This window comes from Pseudohalioglobus sediminis (genome assembly GCF_008370495.1).
Classification (GTDB): Bacteria; Pseudomonadota; Gammaproteobacteria; order Pseudomonadales; family Halieaceae; genus Halioglobus.
Genome location: NZ_VTUX01000011.1, coordinates 23,592 through 41,686, shown reverse-complemented (window position 1 = coordinate 41,686; position 18,095 = coordinate 23,592). Strand labels below are relative to the sequence as shown.

At 58.0% G+C, this 18,095-nt stretch carries 16 protein-coding genes and 1 tRNA gene; 14 read left to right on the top strand and 3 right to left on the bottom strand.

Annotated elements, in window-relative coordinates:
* Positions 1–76 precede the first annotated feature (76 nt).
* From pstC to phoU, 4 genes are all read left to right on the top strand, one after another.
* The gene (gene pstC / locus F0M18_RS19070; RefSeq protein ID WP_149613060.1) at positions 77–1,465 is read left to right on the top strand and encodes a phosphate ABC transporter permease subunit PstC; all 1,389 of its coding nucleotides are present in this window, start codon (positions 77–79) and stop codon (positions 1,463–1,465) included.
* On the top strand, positions 1,458–2,744 hold the full coding sequence (gene pstA, locus F0M18_RS19065; RefSeq protein ID WP_149613059.1) for a phosphate ABC transporter permease PstA: 1,287 nt from the start codon (positions 1,458–1,460) through the stop codon (positions 2,742–2,744). The genes pstC and pstA overlap by 8 nt, the downstream gene beginning before the upstream one ends.
* A 111-nt stretch (positions 2,745–2,855) precedes the next feature.
* Positions 2,856–3,650: a phosphate ABC transporter ATP-binding protein PstB gene (gene pstB / locus F0M18_RS19060; RefSeq protein WP_262501005.1), complete on the top strand. Its 795-nt coding sequence runs from the start codon at positions 2,856–2,858 to the stop codon at positions 3,648–3,650.
* A 15-nt stretch (positions 3,651–3,665) separates the two neighbouring features.
* Entirely contained in the window at positions 3,666–4,379 is a 714-nt protein-coding gene (gene phoU / locus F0M18_RS19055; RefSeq protein WP_223178018.1) for a phosphate signaling complex protein PhoU, read from the top strand.
* 27 nt (positions 4,380–4,406) lie between these two features.
* Here the strand turns inward: phoU and F0M18_RS19050 are convergent, their stop codons facing one another.
* Positions 4,407–4,571 carry a toxin-antitoxin system HicB family antitoxin gene (locus F0M18_RS19050; RefSeq protein WP_149613057.1) on the bottom strand — a complete coding sequence of 55 codons (165 nt, stop codon included), beginning with the start codon at positions 4,569–4,571 and terminating at the stop codon, positions 4,407–4,409.
* Between the two features lie 130 nt (positions 4,572–4,701).
* Here F0M18_RS19050 and F0M18_RS20155 point away from each other — a divergent pair, with 130 nt between their 5' ends.
* From F0M18_RS20155 to hisC, 4 genes are all read left to right on the top strand, one after another.
* Positions 4,702–4,824 carry a hypothetical protein gene (locus F0M18_RS20155; RefSeq protein ID WP_262500998.1) on the top strand — a complete coding sequence of 41 codons (123 nt, stop codon included), beginning with the start codon at positions 4,702–4,704 and terminating at the stop codon, positions 4,822–4,824.
* A 177-nt stretch (positions 4,825–5,001) separates the two neighbouring features.
* Positions 5,002–6,273 carry a putative porin gene (locus tag F0M18_RS19045; RefSeq protein WP_188109820.1) on the top strand — a complete coding sequence of 424 codons (1,272 nt, stop codon included), beginning with the start codon at positions 5,002–5,004 and terminating at the stop codon, positions 6,271–6,273.
* A gap of 148 nt (positions 6,274–6,421) precedes the next feature.
* Positions 6,422–6,497, top strand: a tRNA-Glu gene (locus tag F0M18_RS19040).
* Positions 6,498–6,590: 93 nt separating this feature from the next.
* Entirely contained in the window at positions 6,591–7,652 is a 1,062-nt protein-coding gene (gene hisC / locus F0M18_RS19035; RefSeq protein WP_149613055.1) for a histidinol-phosphate transaminase, read from the top strand.
* 17 nt (positions 7,653–7,669) lie between these two features.
* Here the strand turns inward: hisC and F0M18_RS19030 are convergent, their stop codons facing one another.
* Positions 7,670–8,791, bottom strand: coding sequence for a beta-ketoacyl-ACP synthase III (locus tag F0M18_RS19030; protein ID WP_149613054.1), 1,122 nt, complete (start codon positions 8,789–8,791; stop codon positions 7,670–7,672).
* 125 nt (positions 8,792–8,916) lie between these two features.
* Positions 8,917–10,206, bottom strand: coding sequence for a citrate synthase (gene gltA / locus F0M18_RS19025; RefSeq protein ID WP_149613053.1), 1,290 nt, complete (start codon positions 10,204–10,206; stop codon positions 8,917–8,919).
* Positions 10,207–10,534: 328 nt separating this feature from the next.
* Here gltA and sdhC point away from each other — a divergent pair, with 328 nt between their 5' ends.
* From sdhC to odhB, 6 genes are all read left to right on the top strand, one after another.
* Positions 10,535–10,909 carry a succinate dehydrogenase, cytochrome b556 subunit gene (gene sdhC, locus F0M18_RS19020; RefSeq protein WP_149613052.1) on the top strand — a complete coding sequence of 125 codons (375 nt, stop codon included), beginning with the start codon at positions 10,535–10,537 and terminating at the stop codon, positions 10,907–10,909.
* Positions 10,903–11,262, top strand: a complete 360-nt coding sequence (sdhD, locus tag F0M18_RS19015) for a succinate dehydrogenase, hydrophobic membrane anchor protein (RefSeq protein ID WP_149613051.1) — start codon at positions 10,903–10,905, stop codon at positions 11,260–11,262. The genes sdhC and sdhD overlap by 7 nt, the downstream gene beginning before the upstream one ends.
* 6 nt (positions 11,263–11,268) lie before the next feature.
* Entirely contained in the window at positions 11,269–13,041 is a 1,773-nt protein-coding gene (gene sdhA, locus F0M18_RS19010) for a succinate dehydrogenase flavoprotein subunit (protein WP_149613050.1), read from the top strand.
* A gap of 12 nt (positions 13,042–13,053) precedes the next feature.
* A complete protein-coding gene (locus tag F0M18_RS19005) occupies positions 13,054–13,758 on the top strand; it encodes a succinate dehydrogenase iron-sulfur subunit (protein ID WP_149613049.1) in 705 nt (234 codons plus the stop codon).
* A 203-nt stretch (positions 13,759–13,961) separates the two neighbouring features.
* The gene (locus tag F0M18_RS19000; RefSeq protein ID WP_223178017.1) at positions 13,962–16,820 is read left to right on the top strand and encodes a 2-oxoglutarate dehydrogenase E1 component; all 2,859 of its coding nucleotides are present in this window, start codon (positions 13,962–13,964) and stop codon (positions 16,818–16,820) included.
* Between the two features lie 15 nt (positions 16,821–16,835).
* On the top strand, positions 16,836–18,068 hold the full coding sequence (odhB, locus tag F0M18_RS18995) for a 2-oxoglutarate dehydrogenase complex dihydrolipoyllysine-residue succinyltransferase (RefSeq protein ID WP_149613048.1): 1,233 nt from the start codon (positions 16,836–16,838) through the stop codon (positions 18,066–18,068).
* Positions 18,069–18,095 lie beyond the last annotated feature (27 nt).

Genomic DNA, 18,095 nt, shown 5'->3' with positions numbered 1-18,095 from the left:
CTTACGCCAGTGACGCATATTTGTTGGAATGTTTGCGCCGCTACCCGCGGCGCATCGCTTTTTTGAAGACTCAATAATGCAATCATCCACCGTTTTCCTCACCCTGCTGGCGCTGTGCGCCATCAGTTTCTTTGTCGGTCGCCATCGTTCGAGGTTGATCGGCATGTCCGCGGGTGGCTTGCAGACGCTGCACTCGCTACCCAAGCACTACGGCTACATGGCGGCGCTCTGGGCGGGCCTGCCCGCACTGTTCCTGTTCGTGTTCTGGATGCTGGCAGAGCAGCCCTTTATCAAGAACATTGTGATCAGTGGATTGCCCGATGATGTGCGCGCCATGGGCAGTGCTGAACTGGGCCTGTATTACAACCAGGTGGTCAGTTATGCCAACGGTAACGTGGACGAGGCCATGGTCAATGATGTGCAGCGCGCTGCAGCAGTCTCCTACCAGAACTTGCTGGGTTACAGCAGGGGCCTGAAGTTGCTTCTGGTCGGAGCCCTGGCGTTGTTGGGCGGGGCGCTGGCCGTGCTCAAGGTCAAGCCGGAACTGCGTGCGCGAAACCACGTTGAGAACATTTTCAAGTGGATCCTGTTTACCTGCTCGTTTATCGCGGTGCTGACCACGCTGGGTATCGTGTTGTCGGTGCTGTTCGAGGCGATCCGTTTCTTCCAGAACATACCGATTGCGGATTTCCTGTTTGGCCTCAAGTGGAGCCCACAGATGGCGATACGTGCTGACCAGGTGGGCGCGTCGGGATCCTTCGGCTTCGTCCCCCTGCTGGTTGGCACGCTGCTCATCTCGTTTGTTGCCATGCTGATCGCAGTGCCCGTGGGGCTGATGTCGGCCATCTATCTCTCAGAGTATGCCAGCCGTCGTTTTCGCTCCGTGACCAAGCCGGTACTGGAGATTCTGGCCGGCGTGCCCACTGTGGTCTACGGCTTTTTTGCCGCACTGACGGTAGCTCCGTTCATACGTGAACTCGGTGAAAGCATCGGGCTTACGGTCGCATCCGAAAGCGCTCTCGCCGCCGGCCTGGTCATGGGGATCATGATCATACCCTTCGTTATGTCGTTGTCCGACGACATCATCAATGCAGTCCCGGACAGTATGCGCGAGGCCTCACTGGGTATGGGCGCCACCATGAGCGAAACCATTCGCAAGGTTCTGCTTCCGGCAGCGCTCCCGGGCATTGTCGGCGGTATATTGCTGGCGGTCTCAAGGGCTATCGGCGAGACCATGATTGTGGTGATGGCAGCGGGACTTTCCGCGAAACTGACTATCAATCCGCTGGAGGCGGTCACCACCATAACCGTGCAAATTGTGACATTGCTGGTCGGTGACCAGGAATTTGACAGCCCCAAGACGCTGGCCGCATTCGCACTGGGCCTGGTGCTGTTCTTTGTCACCCTGTTGTTGAACATTGTTGCACTGTACGTGGTGCGTAAATATCGAGAGCAGTATGAGTAAGGAAACTTTCAGGAATACCGAGCTGATCCAGGCTTCGCTGAAGAAGCGCTATGCGCGCGAAAAACGCTTTCAGCTCTATGGCCAGTTGGCCGTGCTCGCCGGCTTTGCCTTTCTGTTCATCCTGTTGTTCGACATCGTCAGCAAGGGCACACCTGCATTTACCCAGAAGTACCTGCTGGTGGACGTGCATTTCTCCGCGGACAAACTGGGTGTGGCCCCAGGTGCCGGCGAGGAAGAGCTGTCGCGTGCGAATTACAGTGGCGTTATCAAGGCGTCTTTGCGCGAGATGTTTCCCGACGTAAGCAGCCGTTCCGACAAGCGACGCCTTTATCGCATGGTGAGCATTGGCGCTGAGTACGATCTCCGTGACCAGGTGCTGAGTGATCCGGGGCTGATCGGCCAGCGCAAGGATGTGTGGCTGCTGGCGCACTCTGAAGCGGCCAGTTACCTGAAGGGGCAGGTGTCCCGGGAATCACCGGAAGCCGAGCGCCGGGTCAAGGATGTGCAGATGGACTGGCTGGACCAGCTGCGGGATGACGGGCGCACCAGGTCCGCTTTCAACACCCTGTTTTTCCTTGAGGGTGACTCCAGGGAGCCGGAATTGGCGGGTATTCGGGCAGCCTTGCAGGGCTCGTTCTTCACCTTGCTGGTAACGTTCCTGCTCGCTTTTCCGGTTGGCGTCTTTGCTGCCGTTTACCTGGAAGAGTTTGCGCCCCGCAATCGCATTACCGACCTGATTGAAATCAACATCAATAATCTCGCAGCGGTACCGTCCATTGTGTTCGGCTTGCTGGGTCTTGCAGTGTTTATCAATTTCTTTGAATTGCCGCGATCGGCGCCGTTGGTTGGTGGCATCGTACTTTCACTGATGACCCTGCCTACCATCATTATTACCTCCCGCGCGGCGATCCAGGCGGTGTCGCCTTCCATCAGGGAGGCCGCCCTGGGAGTGGGCGCATCAAAGCTGCAGACGGTATTCCACCATGTGCTGCCGGTGGCGATGCCCGGTATACTTACCGGGTCCATCATTGGTATGGCACAAGCGCTCGGCGAATCCGCGCCGTTGCTGATGATCGGTATGGTGGCATTTATCATGGATTCGCCCGCGTCCGTGACAGACCCCGCCACCGTGCTGCCGGTACAAATCTTCCTGTGGGCCGACAGCCCGGAGCGCGGCTTCACCGAGAAGACCTCCGCCGCCATTATGGTGCTGATGGGCTTCCTGATCCTGATGAATGCGCTGGCAATTTATTTGCGAAAGCGCTTCGAAACCAAGTAACACCGGGTCGGTGACCTGAAAGGATGTGCAGTAATGAATGCAAATGATTCAACCGCCTATGGCGCTGTCCCGGAAGAAGCTGTGGGGCTGGACCTGAATGACCACACCGCTATGGACGACTACCAGACCATTGGCGAGCCGCTGGTGGACAATGCGAAGATGTCCGCACGCGACGTTAACGTGTTCTATGCTGACAAGCATGCGATCATGGACGTGTCCCTGGATATTGGTGAAAACCAGGTGCTGGCGATGATCGGTCCCTCCGGTTGCGGTAAATCGACTTTCCTGCGCTCACTCAACAGGATGAACGACATTATTCCCATTTGCAGGGTGTCAGGGAATATCGCTCTTGACGGTGAAGATATATACGCGTCCAACCAGGACACAGTGCTGCTCCGCGCCCGCGTGGGCATGGTGTTCCAGAAACCCAACCCGTTTCCGAAGTCGATATATGAAAATGTCGCCTACGGCCCGCGTATTCACGGACTGGCCCACAGCAAGGCGGAAATGGATGAGATCGTGGAGCAAAGTCTGCGCAGGGCAAGCCTGTGGGACGAGGTCAAGGACGTGCTGGATAAACCTGGTACCGGCCTTTCAGGCGGCCAGCAGCAGCGTCTCTGTATCGCCCGCGCCATTGCGGTCAGCCCGGAAGTCATCCTGATGGATGAACCCTGTTCGGCACTGGACCCGATAGCAACGGCGCGCATCGAAGAGTTGATCGATGAACTCAAGGAGCGATTCACCATTGCCATCGTGACCCACTCAATGCAACAGGCCGCCCGGGTGTCCCAGCGGACTGCTTATTTCCATCTCGGCAAGCTGATCGAAGTGGGCGACACCAAGCAGATCTTCACCATGCCGCGTCACGAACTGACAGAAAACTACATCACTGGCCGCTTTGGCTGATCGAGGAGAGCGTTTGTGGACGAAAAACTGAACCTGGATCAACACACGTCACAGAAATTCAACGAAGAGCTGCAGGACATCTGCACGCGCGTGTTGGAAATGGGTGGCCTGGTGGAAGAGCAGTGCCGCAAGGCGCTGAAGGCGCTGGTAAAAGACAAGCTCGAACTGGCTGAGGAGGTCGCCACCTCTGACCACAAGGTCAATGAGATGGAGCTGGCGATCAGCGAGCGCTGTACTGACATCCTGGCTTTGCGGCAGCCCGCCGCCAGTGACTTGCGCGTGGTGGTCGGCATTATCCGCCTGGTCGCTGACCTCGAGCGCATCGGCGATGAGGCCGAGAAGATTGGCCGCCTGGTGAAGACGCTGGCAGATTCAAGGGATCGCAGCAAATTCCGGTCAGAGACCAAGCACCTGGGCAAGAGTGTGCTCGAGATTCTGCACGGCTCTCTCGATGCCTTCGCCAGAATGGACGTCGCTGCTGCAATCGAGACCGCAGCCAAAGACCACGATATCGATAACGAATTTGAGTCCCTCACCCGTCTCTCCATTACCCACATGATGGAGGAGCCTTCCTCGGTGAAGAGCTTGCTCAGGGTCAGCTGGTGCGCGCGAGCCCTTGAACGCATAGCCGACCATTCGGTAAACATCTGCGAAGAGGTCGTCTACATGGTGAAGGGCTCGGATGTGCGCCACCTCAGCATCAAGGAAATCGAAGACCGTTTCCTCTGATACCCGCGCCAATCCGGCGTCGGCGACTTACTTGCCGTCGTCCTTTTTGGCGGCCTCTGCTTCCTTGACTGTGGTGCTGATGAGTTTCGTGACCCAGTTGGACAGGGAGCGGCCGTCGGCCTCTGCGAGTTTCTTCGCTCTCTTCTTCAGGTCCGGATCAATGCGGATATTGAGTACTTTGGTCTTGGGCATCCGGGAAGCTTATCGTGAGTGGTATGTGAATTAGGAACGGTACTTTACCACACGTATATACATTGAACATACGGATGCAAGTGCGTATATTATGTATATACAAGTAATACTAGGTGAGTGAGTAAAGTATATGAATCTGCGTGTAGCAAAAAATGAGTTGAGTGGTCCGCCGAAAGTCGGCCTGCATCACCTTGCTATCGAGGCCGTGGGCATCGTTGCCGTGAGTTATATCCTCGTCGGCCTGATCGGTTAACCATTATTCGCGCTACCTCGCTTCGGGGTAGCCGGTCCTTCGCGCGCCTGTCGCGCACTCTGGTTTTTCCCCGGCCAGTCCTCTGTTCTTCCTGTCATAAAATTGTCATAAAAAGGCCTTATTCTTCGCATGGTCGCTGCAATGTGCGGCCAACGAGTGTCATCAGAGGATAATTTAATGAAGGATTTGTTACGTGCTGCGGTTGCCGCGGCGGTGGTTACGGGTTCCGCATCCAGCCAGGCCGCCGTGTCGGGTGCCGAATGGGAGCAGTTCAAAGCGCAATTTGCCGAGATGGCCGCCCGTGTGGAAGCACTGGAAGCCGAGAACGCCAGGTTGAAGCAGCAGGGCAGCAGCGTCCCCGTCGATGACCTGAGTAAGCTGCAGGCAGATGTCGCTGTGCTGCAGTCCCAGAACAGCGCAGCTGCCTGGTCAGAGAAGATAAAAATCGGTGGCGACTTTCGCTATCGCTACGAATATATCGATGTTGAAGACAGGGACAGTCGCGAGCGCAACCGTATTCGCGCGCGTATGGCCGTGACCGCCAAGCTGCCGAGCGATACCGAGGTGGGCCTTGGCGTGGCCACAGGTGGCGATGACCCGGTGTCTACCAACCAGACCCTGGGCGGTGGCGGCAGTACCAAGGATCTGCGTCTCGACAAGGCTTACTTCCGCTGGAACGCCACAGAGGAGTTCCACCTGCAGGCAGGGAAATTCTCCAATCCGCTGTACAAGCCGCAGAAAAGCAGCCTGCTCTGGGATGGCGACTGGCGACCTGAAGGTGTCAGTGCCGGCTGGGCTGGCAATCACCTGTTTGCCAATTTCCTGGGTAACTGGCTGGAAAGCGATACCCGGGGCAACAACGACGAGTTTGCCTGGGGCTTGCAGGGTGGCACCCGGTTCAACCTTGGTGAAGCCAGCCTGACTACGGCGGTTGCCTACTACGATTTCCCCACTGCCGGAGCGCGCCCTTTCTACGGTGACGATGACGAGCCCGAATTCTTTGGCAACAGCTTCACCGACGATGATCGCTATCTCTACAACTACGAGATGATCGAAATCGGCGGCGACCTGTCCATGAACCTGTTTGAGATGCCCTTGAGCATTTACGCCAACTTTGTACAGAACCAGGATGCTGACGACTACGACACTGGCTGGCTCGCCGGCGCTACGCTCGGTAAGGCCAAGGGCAAGGGCACGTGGGCCGTGGGTTACCAGTATCGGGACCTGGAAGCGGATGCCGTGCTGGGCCTGCTCAGCGACTCTGACTTTGCCGGCGGCGGTACAGACGGCAAGGGCCATGTCATCACTGGTGCCTACGGCATTAACAAGCAGTGGTCTCTTGGCTTTACCTGGTTCGTTAACAACGAAGCCGGTGAGAAGAACCTGGCCGAGGAGGGCGGTGCCCTGGACTACGATCGCATCCAGATCGATACCAAGTTCAAGTACTAGGCTCGCTGCCGGCGCCAGCGCGCCAACAGCAGGTAACCAGGGGGGCGTTTAACACGCCCCTTTTTTTGTATTGAAAAATTCCGGCGAAGTGTTGCATTGCAGGGGACGTTCCTTATAATGCGCGCTTCTGGCAAAGCCAGACCACCGCGTCCCGTTCGTCTAGTGGTCTAGGACACCGCCCTTTCACGGCGGGAACAGGGGTTCGAACCCCCTACGGGATGCCATATTCGAAACCCGGCTCTGCCGGGTTTTTTTATGCCCGCGGAAATTGCTGCGGTACACTTGTCAGCAATCAGCTGTAAAGGAACAGGTTTCATATGAGCCGCTTCTGGAGCGAACTGGCCGGCAATCTGACGCCCTATGTGCCAGGCGAGCAACCACAGGGCACGCGCCTGGTTAAGCTCAATACCAACGAAAGTCCCTACGGTCCGGCCCCCGGCGTGCTGGCTGCGATTACCGCGACCACCGACGATCAACTGCGCCGCTACCCGGACCCGCAGGCGAATGAATTGCGCGCCGCCTGGGCTGCGAGGGAAGGGCTGGCCGCAGATGAGGTGTTTCTCGGCAATGGCTCTGATGAAGTGCTCGCGCATGCATTTCAGGCCCTGCTGAAACATGCTGAGCCGGTGCTGTTTCCGGATATCAGCTATAGCTTCTATCCGGTCTGGTGTGAGCTTTATGACGTTGAGTTCAGGACGATCCCGTTGGCACAGGATTTTTCCATCAAGCCAGGTGATTACGCCCAGCGTTGCGGCGGTATCATCATCCCCAATCCCAACGCGCCGACTGGCATTCTGCTGTCGTTGGAGCAGATACGTGAAATACTCATCTCGCAACCTGACGTGGTGGTTGTCATCGATGAGGCCTATATCGATTTTGGCGGCGAATCCGCGACCTCACTGATTCCCCGGCATGACAACCTGCTGGTAGTACAGACCGCTTCCAAATCCCGCTCGCTGGCAGGGCTGCGCGTTGGCGCGGCGTTTGGGCACCGCGATCTCATCGCGGGGCTCGAGCGGGTCAAGGACTCGTTCAATTCCTATCCACTGGACAACATTGCACAGCGGGCCGCGCTGGCATCCCTTGCCGACGAATCGTGGTTCAGCGCGAGCTGCCAGCGCGTCATCAGCACGCGTGAGCGTGTCGCACTGCGACTACTGGGTATGGGCTTCGAGGTGCTGCCTTCAAAGGCTAATTTTGTTTTTGTCCGTCACGCCAGCAGGGACGCAGCGGAGCTTTTCTCAGCGCTCAGGGAACGGCAGGTCATCGTGCGTTATTTCAACAAGCCACGCATTGACCAGTTTCTGCGCATCAGTATCGGCACCGATGCAGAGATGGATGCCTTGCTGGAGGCGCTTGAGGCTATCCTGGCGGCTTAGCCAGGGGCAGACGAGAGCTAGAGTTTCCTGAGCACCACACTGCCGATCGAGTAGCCGGCGCCGAAAGAACACAGCACGCCCAGGTCTCCGCTGCTGAAGTCTGCCCGGTGCTTGTGGAATGCAATGACTGAACCGGCAGAACTGGTATTGGCGTATTCATCGAGGATGTTTGGCGCTTCTTCTGCTGTCGCATCACGTCCCAGGACGCGCCTGGAGATCAACTGGTTCATGCTCAGGTTGGCCTGGTGCAGCCACATGCGCTTGAGCTGCGTGGGCGCAATGCCAATTGCCTCCAACTGTTCGGCAATCTGTTTGGCCACCGCGGGGCAGACTTCCTTGAACACCTTGCGGCCCTCTTGCACGAAAAGCTTGTCGGGCTTGCCGATGCCGGATTCATCACAACGATTCAGGAAGCCGAAGTTGTTACGGATGTTGTTCGAGTAAATGGTCTGCAATTTGCTGTCCAGGATGCCGTACAGGTCTTCGGCGGTTGCGGTATCTGCGCGTTCAATCACCACGGCCGTACACACGTCGCCAAAAATGAAATGTGAGTCCCGATCGCGGAAGTTCAGGTGGCCGCTGCAGATTTCGGGGTTAACCATGAGTACGCAGCCGGCGCTGCCGGAGAGGATCATGTCCCGCGCCTGCTGGATACCGAAGGTGGCCGAAGAGCATGCGACATTCATATCGAAGCCAAAGCCGCTGATGTCCAGGGCGTCCTGGATCTCCACAGCCATTGCCGGGTAGGCGCGCTGCATGTTGGATGCCGCCACGATCACGGCGTCGATATCAGCGGAGGTTTTGCCTGCTTGCTGTAGCGCCTCGCCAGCGGCGGCGACCGCCATCTCGCATTGTATCGATTGGGCCTCGTTGGGACGGTCGGGCAGGGACGGCACCATGCGCTCGGGATCGAGGATGCCCTCTTTGTTCATCACGAACCGCGACTTGATACCCGATGCCTTCTCGATGAATTCAGCGGACGACGGCTGCAATGGAGCCAGTTCGCCGGCAGCAATTTCCTCGGCGTGTTCAGCGTTGTGCAGTTCCACATAAGCGTTGAAGGAGGCAACCAGTTCTTCGTTGCTGATAGCATCCCGGGGGGTGAAGAGCCCGGTGCCGCTGATCACGATGTCAGTCATTTAGAGTGTCCAGTTCGATAACATAAAGGCAGTATTTTACCCATAAAAAAAGCCGCAGTGCGGCTTTTTCGTGTGGCGGCGGGCAAGCGGGCGAATTATTACCGCTTTGCCGCTGCGCAGTGGTGCTAGCGGTCTTCCAGTGACACGAAATCGCGCTTGGGGTGACCGGTGTAAAGCTGGCGAGGCCTGCCGATACGGTAGCTGCCGCTGATCATCTCGTGCCAGTGAGCGATCCAGCCGATGGTGCGGCCAACGGCGAAGATCACGGTAAACATGCTGGTCGGAATCCCGATCGCCTTGAGAATGATACCGGAGTAGAAATCCACGTTGGGATAGAGTTTCTTCTCCACGAAGTACTCATCTTCCAGGGCAATCTGCTCCAGTCGTTTGGCAATCTTCAGCAGCGGATCCTCTTCCAGGCCCAACTCAGCCAGTACTTCGTCGGCTGCCTGTTTCATCACCTTGGCGCGCGGGTCAAAGTTCTTGTAAACGCGGTGGCCGAAGCCCATGAGGCGGAAGGGATCGTTCTTGTCCTTGGCCCGTGCGACAAATTCGTCGATGCGGGATTCGTCACCGATCTCCTCGAGCATGTTCAATACGGCTTCGTTCGCGCCACCGTGGGAGGGGCCCCAGAGAGCAGCGATGCCTGCCGCGATACAGGCAAACGGGTTGGCGCCGGAGGAGCCGGCCAGTCTCACGGTGGAAGTGGATGCGTTTTGTTCGTGGTCGGCATGCAACAGGAAGATCTTATCCATGGCATTGGCCAGCACCGGGCTGATATTGCTCGGCTCGCAGGGCACACCAAACATCATATGCAGGAAGTTCTCGGCGTAGCTCATGCTGTTGTCGGGATACATGAAGGGCTGCCCGATGGAGAACTTGTAGCACATGGCGGCAATAGTGGGCATCTTGGCGATCAGGCGGAACGCGGCCACCTGACGGCTGTGATCGTCGGCGATATCCAGCGAATCATGGTAGAAGGCGGAGAGGGCGCCAACGACCCCGCACATGATCGCCATGGGGTGCGAGTCACGGCGAAAACCGTTGAAAAAGTGCACCAGTTGCTCATGCACCATGGTGTGGTTGGTGACCGTGTTGACGAACTCTTCTTTCTGCTCCTTATTGGGCAGTTCCCCGTAAAGCAGGAGGTAACAGGTCTCCAGGTAGTCTGACTGTTCGGCCAGTTGTTCAATGGGGTAGCCCCGGTGCAGCAGGACGCCCTTGCCGCCGTCGATAAAGGTTATCTGTGATTCGCATGCAGCGGTGGAAACAAAGCCGGGATCGTAGGTGAACATACCTTTTCCGGTAAGGCTGCCTACGTCGACAACATCGGGACCGAGGGTCCCGGAATAGATCGGCAGTTCGATGGCCTCATCCATTCCGTCGATAGAGAGAGTGGCTTTTTTGTCGCTCATAGAGGGGACCTGCGTCGTAAATCAGTGGGTCGCCCACTATAAAGTGTGTGCCGTTTTTGTCAATCGACCTTAGCCTAAAGTCGCCTATCTTTCGGGTAACTGGCGGCTAAAATCGTCGATGCTGATCGAGCACGTTCGGCGAAGTTTGGCGCAGATCAATATATCGCGATAAATCCGGCGCCGGCAGCGGCCCCGGGTTTGTATTCGGGCCGCTAAGTCCTTATAATTTCGCGCGTTTTGGATTGCTGTTCCCACTGGGGCTTTCATCCGGAACAGGCTCCGCGCCGTATACACTAACCGCCTTCTGGCGCCAACGATGGTATCCAATGTGAAAGACAATCGTCCTGTAAACCTGGACATCGGTACCATGCGGCTTCCCATTACCGCATGGGCGTCCATTACACACCGCGCTACCGGTGTAGCACTTTTCGTCGGCATGGCCGTCCTGCTCTGGCTGCTTGACCGCAGCCTCTCTGGTGCCGAGGGCTTTGCCTCGGTGCAGCAGTGTCTGGACAGCTTCATTGCCAAACTGATCATATGGGGCGTGGTTTCGGCCCTGATCTACCACTCCCTGGCCGGCATCAAGCACCTGGTCATGGACTTTGGCGTGGGAGAGACGATGGAAGGGGGCGTGCTGGGCGCTCGTATTGTCATCGCCGCGTCTGCGGTGCTTATCTTGATAGCAGGAGCATGGATATGGTGAGGTCAGTAACCAGTTTTGGTCGGTCGGGTCTTTCCGACTGGTTGGTGCAACGGGTCAGCGGCGTCATTCTGCTCGCCTACTTCCTGTATATCGGTGCTGCCCTGATCGGTGGCGTGGACTATCTGGCCTGGCGCGAGATGTTCGCCAGCACTGGCATGCGCGTATTCACCCTGCTGGCGCTGTTGTCACTGGCGGCTCATGCATGGATCGGCATGTGGGCTGTCAGCACGGACTACATGACTGAGCGGCTCATGGGCCCGAAAGGTAATGTGCTGCGTATCGCATTTCAGATCGCATGTAGCCTGGTCATCTTCGTTTACGTGATCTGGGGTATCCAGATCCTCTGGGGTTAAGACATTATGAGCGGAATTCGTACTATCTCTTTTGACGGTGTGATCGTCGGCGGCGGCGGCGCAGGAATGCGCGCTGCCCTGCAGCTCGCGCAATCCGGCTACAAAACAGCCGTAATCTCCAAGGTGTTCCCGACGCGCTCTCACACGGTTTCCGCACAGGGCGGTATCACCTGTGCCATTGCCAGCGCAGACCCCAACGATGACTGGCGCTGGCACATGTACGACACCGTGAAGGGGTCAGACTATATTGGCGACCAGGATGCCATTGAGTACATGTGCAGTGTCGGCCCTGAAGCCGTTTTCGAACTCGAGCACATGGGGCTTCCGTTTTCGCGCACCGAAGAAGGGCGCATTTACCAGCGTCCGTTTGGCGGCCAGTCCAAGGGGCCGGATAATCCGACCCAGGCTGCGCGCACATGCGCCGCAGCCGACCGCACCGGCCACGCGCTGCTGCACACGCTGTACCAGGGCAACATGAAGAACAACACGGTGTTCTTCAACGAGTGGTATGCCACCGACATCGTCAAGAACCAGGACGGCGCCGTGGTCGGCGTCATTGCCATTTGCCTGGAGACGGGTGAGACAGTTTACGTGAAGTCGAAGGCGACAGTGTTCGCCACCGGTGGTGCGGGCCGTATCTACGCGTCCACCACTAACGCGCACATCAATACCGGTGACGGCATCGGTATGGCCCTGCGCGCCGGCTTCCCGGTGCAGGATATAGAGATGTGGCAATTCCACCCGACCGGTATTCACGGTGCCGGCACCCTGGTAACCGAGGGTTGCCGAGGCGAGGGTGGCTACCTGATCAACAAGGACGGCGAGCGCTTTATGGAGCGTTACGCGCCAAACGCCAAGGACCTGGCCGGTCGCGACGTGGTGGCCCGTTCCATGGTTCTGGAGATCATCGAAGGCCGCGGCTGTGGCCCCGAAGGGGACCACGTTTACCTGAAGCTGGACCACCTGGGCGAGGAGGTCCTCGAGAGCCGCCTGCCCGGCATTTGCGAGCTGTCGCGTACCTTTGCCCACGCAGACCCGGTGAAAGAGCCGATCCCTGTGGTGCCCACCTGTCACTATATGATGGGCGGTATTCCCACCAATGTGCATGGCCAGGCACTGACCGTTGATGCCGACGGCAACGACCAGATTATCCCGGGCTTGTATGCCTGTGGCGAAGTGGCTTGTGTGTCCGTTCACGGGGCCAACCGACTCGGTGGCAACTCGCTGCTGGACCTGGTGGTCTTTGGTCGGGCTTCAGGCCTGTACATCGAGAGCGCGCTGCGCGATGGTATCGAGATGCGCGATGCATCGGACAGCGATATCGAGCAGGGGATGGCCAGGCTGCAGAAGCTGAATGAGTCCAGCGGCGGTGAAAGTGTCGCTGACCTGCGCAAGGAACTGCAGAACACCATGCAGAACCACTTCGGCGTATTCCGCAACGGTGAGTTCATGCGTGAAGGCATCAAGAAGCTGGACGACCTGCGTGGTCGTATAGAGAACGCCAGCCTGGCAGACAAGAGCATGGCCTTCAATACCGCACGTATTGAAGCGCTGGAGTTGCACAACCTCTTTGAAGTGGCAGAGGCAACCGCAATCACTGCCGAGGCCCGCGATGAGAGTCGTGGCGCTCACGCCCGAGAGGACTTTCAGGAGCGCGACGACGAAAACTGGCTGTGTCACTCCATGTACTACCCCGGCGACAAGCGCGTGGGTAAGCGTGCAGTGAACTTCGAGCCCAAGACTGTCGACACTTTCCAGCCGAAAGTTCGGACCTACTAAGGAGCAGGACACATGTTGCAAGTTAGTATCTACCGCTACAATCCCGAGACCGATAGCGAACCCTCCATGCAGGATTTCCAGGTCGATACCGGCGGTAAGGACCTGATGGTTCTTGATGTTCTGGAGTTGATCAAGACCCAGGACACGACGGTGGGCTATCGACGCTCCTGTCGCGAGGGAGTTTGTGGCTCAGACGGTCTGAACATGAACGGTAAAAACGGCCTGGCCTGTATCACCCCCCTGTCAGAAGCTGTGAAAGACAACAAACTGGTCATACGGCCGCTGCCCGGCCTGCCGGTTATCCGTGACCTCGTCGTAGACATGAGCATGTTCTACGCCCAGTATGAGAAAGTGCAGCCTTACCTGCAGAATGATACGCCGGCGCCTGCCATCGAGCGTTTGCAGTCACCCGAAGACCGCGAGAAACTCGATGGGCTGTACGAATGTATCCTCTGCGCATGCTGCTCCACTGCCTGCCCTTCGTTCTGGTGGAATCCCGATCGCTTTATCGGTCCCTCGGGTTTGCTGCAGGCATATCGTTTCCTTGCTGACAGCCGCGATACCGCCACGGACGAGCGCCTGGCGAAGCTCGATGACCCGTTCAGCGTCTTCCGCTGCCATGGCATCCAGAATTGCGTGAATGTCTGTCCCAAGGGGCTCAACCCCACGCGGGCGATCGGCCACATTCGGAATATGCTGCTCTCGCGGGCTACGTGATTTAGAAATTGGCTTACATTAATGATGTAAGCCATTGATATTAATGCTTTAAAAGATTTTTCCGGTCGCGTTCCAAGAGAGCGTGGCCGGTGGTTCGGTTGAGTCGACCAAGGTCTTATCAGCGCTGCGGTCGAGTCACTGCTAGAATTCGGACACAGTCGCCCAGTGATGGGCGGTCAACCCCCCTTTCCGGAAGGGCAGCAATGCAAGAGAGCTCAATGGAACTCCTGTGGCGGAGTTCCCACATCGCCGGTGGCAACGCCACCTACGTGGAAGACCTTTACGAGTCCTACCTCAAGGACCCCAATGGCGTGCCGGAACAGTGGCGCGACTATTTTGACAAACTGCCGAGGGTAGAGACCGAGCACTCGACCACGGAGGACATACCGCATTCCGTGGTGCGCGACCGCTTCGCGCAAATCAGCAAGATGCGGGTGCGCACCGAGGCCACCGTGGCACACGACTCCCAGGCCACGGAGTATGAGCGCAAGCAGGTCCGCGTGGTGCAGCTCATTTCCGCGTATCGACAGCGCGGGCACCAGAAAGCGGATCTCGATCCGCTGGGTATCGCCGAGCGCGAACATGTTCGTGACCTGGAGCTGTCATTCCACGAACTGTCCAAGGCAGACTACGATACGGTTTTCCAGACCGGCAGCCTGCATATCGGCAAGGCGGACGCCACGCTGGGTGAAATTCACGATGCCCTCGAGCGCACCTATTGCAAGTCGATAGGCGCCGAGTTCATGCACATCGTCAACACCGATGAACGCCACTGGATCATGACGCGTATGGAATCCGTGCGCGGCGCCCCCGACTACGGTAAAGAGGTGCAGCTGACCCTGCTGCGGCGCCTGATCAAGGCCGAAGGCCTGGAGAAGTCCCTGGGTTCGAAGTACCCGGGTACCAAGCGTTTTGGTCTTGAAGGGGGCGAAAGCCTGATTCCCATGCTGGCGGAGCTGATTCAGCGTTCCGGTGGTTACGGGGTGCAGGAAATTGTTATCGGCATGGCACACCGCGGCCGCTTGAACGTGCTCGTCAATACGCTCGGCAAGAAACCTTCCGAGTTGTTTGCGGAGTTCGAAGGCAAGGCGGAGTACGACGGCTCCGGCGACGTGAAGTATCACCAGGGTTTTTCTTCCAACGTCATGACGCCGGGCGGTGAAATTCACCTGGCGCTGGCATTCAACCCCTCTCACCTCGAGATCGTTTCACCCGTGGTGGAAGGCTCCGTTCGCGCCCGCCAGGAGCGTCGCGAAGATGAGGTTGGCGAGCGCGTCACCCCCGTGGTCATTCATGGCGATGCGGCCTTTGCCGGCCAGGGTGTGGTAATGGAAACCTTCCAGATGTCCCAGACCCGGGCCTACAAGACCGGTGGAACGATCCATATCGTGCTCAACAACCAGGTGGGATTCACGACCAGCAAGCGCGAGGATGCGCGCTCTACAGAATACTGCACAGACGTGGCCAAGATGGTGCAGGCGCCGATTTTCCACGTCAATGCTGACGATCCGGAAGCGGTGCTTTTTGTTACCCAGATGGCGGTGGATTACCGCACCGAGTTCCGCAAGGATGTCGTCATAGACCTGGTCTGCTATCGACGTCGCGGCCACAACGAGGCCGATGAACCTTCGGTGACCCAGCCCCTGATGTACCAGACCATTCGCAAGCATAAGACCACTCGCGACCTCTATGCAGCGAAGCTCATCAGCCAGGGAGCGCTTACCGAGGAGGAAGACAAGTACCTGGTCGACACTTTCCGGGAGTCCCTGGACAGGGGCGAACCCCTGGTCAGCAGCCTGGTCTCTGAGCCCAATAAAACGCTGTTCGTGGACTGGTCGCCTTATATCGGTCACAAGTGGACTGACCAGGCCGACACCACTACCGATTTGCAGGCGCTACAAACCCTGGCCCACGATATCAATGTGCCGCCGGACAACTTTCCCCTGCAGCGCACAGTGACCAAGATCCTGGAGGACCGCCGCAAGATGGCCGCAGGCGCGGCGCCACTCAACTGGGGTTTTGCGGAAACCATGGCCTATGCGACCCTGCTCAAGGAGGGCTACCCGATTCGCCTGACCGGGCAGGATGTGGGCCGGGGCACTTTCTCGCACCGCCATGCTGTCCTGCACAACCAGAAGGACGAGGGCAGCTATATCCCTCTGCAGCATGTTGACGAGGAACAGGCTCCCTTCATAATTTATGACTCCCTGCTCTCGGAAGAGGCGGTACTCGCCTTTGAGTATGGCTATGCGACCACCATGCCCAAGGGGCTGGTTATCTGGGAAGCCCAGTTCGGCGACTTTGCCAACGGTGCCCAGGTCGTTATTGACCAGTTCATTACCAGTGGTGAGCACAAGTGGCAGCGCCTCTGCGGCCTCACCATGCTGCTGCCGCACGGCTATGAAGGGCAGGGCCCGGAGCATTCATCGGCCCGTCTTGAGCGCTTCCTGCAGCTTTGCGCCGAGCACAATATCCAGGTTTGTGTCCCTACTACGCCGGCGCAGGTTTACCACATGCTGAGGCGGCAGGCGATAAGGCCGCTGCGTAAACCCCTGGTGGTGATGTCACCCAAGAGCCTGCTGCGCCATAAAGAGGCGATCTCCACGCTGGAGGAACTGGCCGAAGGGCGTTTCTACAATGTCCTCGATGAGCCGGAGGACCTGGATAAGTCCAAGGTGCGCCGCGTCATACTGTGCAGTGGCAAAGTGTTCTACGACCTTATCGCCGCGCGGCGTGAGCAGGGTATCGACGACATCGCCATTATTCGTATAGAGCAGTTATACCCGTTCCCTGAAGATGACCTGCTCGCGGTCCTCAAGCAGTATCCGGCGATCACGGACGCGGTATGGTGCCAGGAAGAGCCCATGAACCAGGGTGCCTGGTATTCCAGCCAGCATCATATGCGCAGGGTGTTGTTCAATCACAAATCCGACGTCTACCTGCATTACGTGGGCAGGGACAGTTCTGCGTCACCGGCCGCTGGTTACATGGCGTTGCACCTGGAACAACTGGAAGCATTTATCAATAAAGCACTGGCTCCCGAAGAGCCATGGCAGCAATAGCGCGAAGGAAGACAAATGGCAATTGAAATCAAGGCACCCGCTTTCCCTGAGTCGGTCGCTGATGGCGAGGTCGCAGCCTGGCACAAGCAGGAGGGCGAATCTGTCGCCCGCGATGAACTGATTGTCGAGATCGAGACCGACAAAGTCGTCATGGAAGTGGTTGCACCGGAAGACGGCGTCCTGGGCAAGATACATGCACAGGAAGGCGAAACCGTCATGAGCGAGCAGCTGTTGGCCACGCTGGAAGAGGGCAGTGCTGCCAGTGCACCGAGCGGCGCGGCAGAGGCGGCAAGCAGCGCCGACGCAGAACCCGCCGAGACAGCTTCCGCGCCGGACGACGCCGCAGCCCTGTTGGGCCCTGCAGCGCGTCAGCTGGTGGAAGAGCACAAACTGGATATTGCCGCCATCAGCGGCACCGGTAAGAACGGCCGCATTACCAAAGAAGACGTGGTCAATTACATGAAGAGCGCTGAGGACAGCGCCAGTCAGGCACCGAAATCCGCGCCGGCCCCGGCCCAGGAAGAGACCGTGGCCCCCACCGGTGAGCGCATCGAAAAGCGTGTACCGATGACACGGATGCGCGCGAAGATTGCCGAGCGTCTGCTGGATGCCACGCAGCAAACGGCCATGCTGACCACGTTCAACGAGGTCAATATGGCGCCAATGATGGCCCTGCGCAGCAAGTACAAGGAACAGTTCGAGAAGACCCACAACGGCACCCGGCTCGGGTTTATGGGTATGTTCGTCAAGGCGGCCTGTGAGGCACTGAAGCGTTTCCCGGAGGTGAACGCCTCAATAGATGGCAACGACGTTGTCTACCACGGGTACCAGGATATCGGCGTCGCTGTGTCCACGCCCAACGGACTGGTGGTGCCGGTGCTGCGCGATGCCGATTTCATGAGCATTGCCGACATTGAAGCCGCGATCAAGGATCTCGGCTTGCGCGCACGCGACAACAAGTTGACGATCGAGGATATGACCGGCGGCACTTTCACCGTGACCAACGGTGGTGTATTCGGCTCGCTGATGTCCACCCCGATCCTGAACCCGCCACAGACGGGCATTCTTGGCATGCACAAGATTCAGGAGCGCCCCATGGCGGTAGATGGTGAGGTGGTCATCCTGCCGATGATGTACCTGGCGCTTTCTTACGACCACCGCCTTATTGACGGCAAGACCGCGGTACAGTTCCTGGTAGCCATCAAGGACCTGATTGAGGATCCGGCACGGATCCTGCTGCAGCTATAGATATCAGCCAGGGCGCCAGGTACTGGC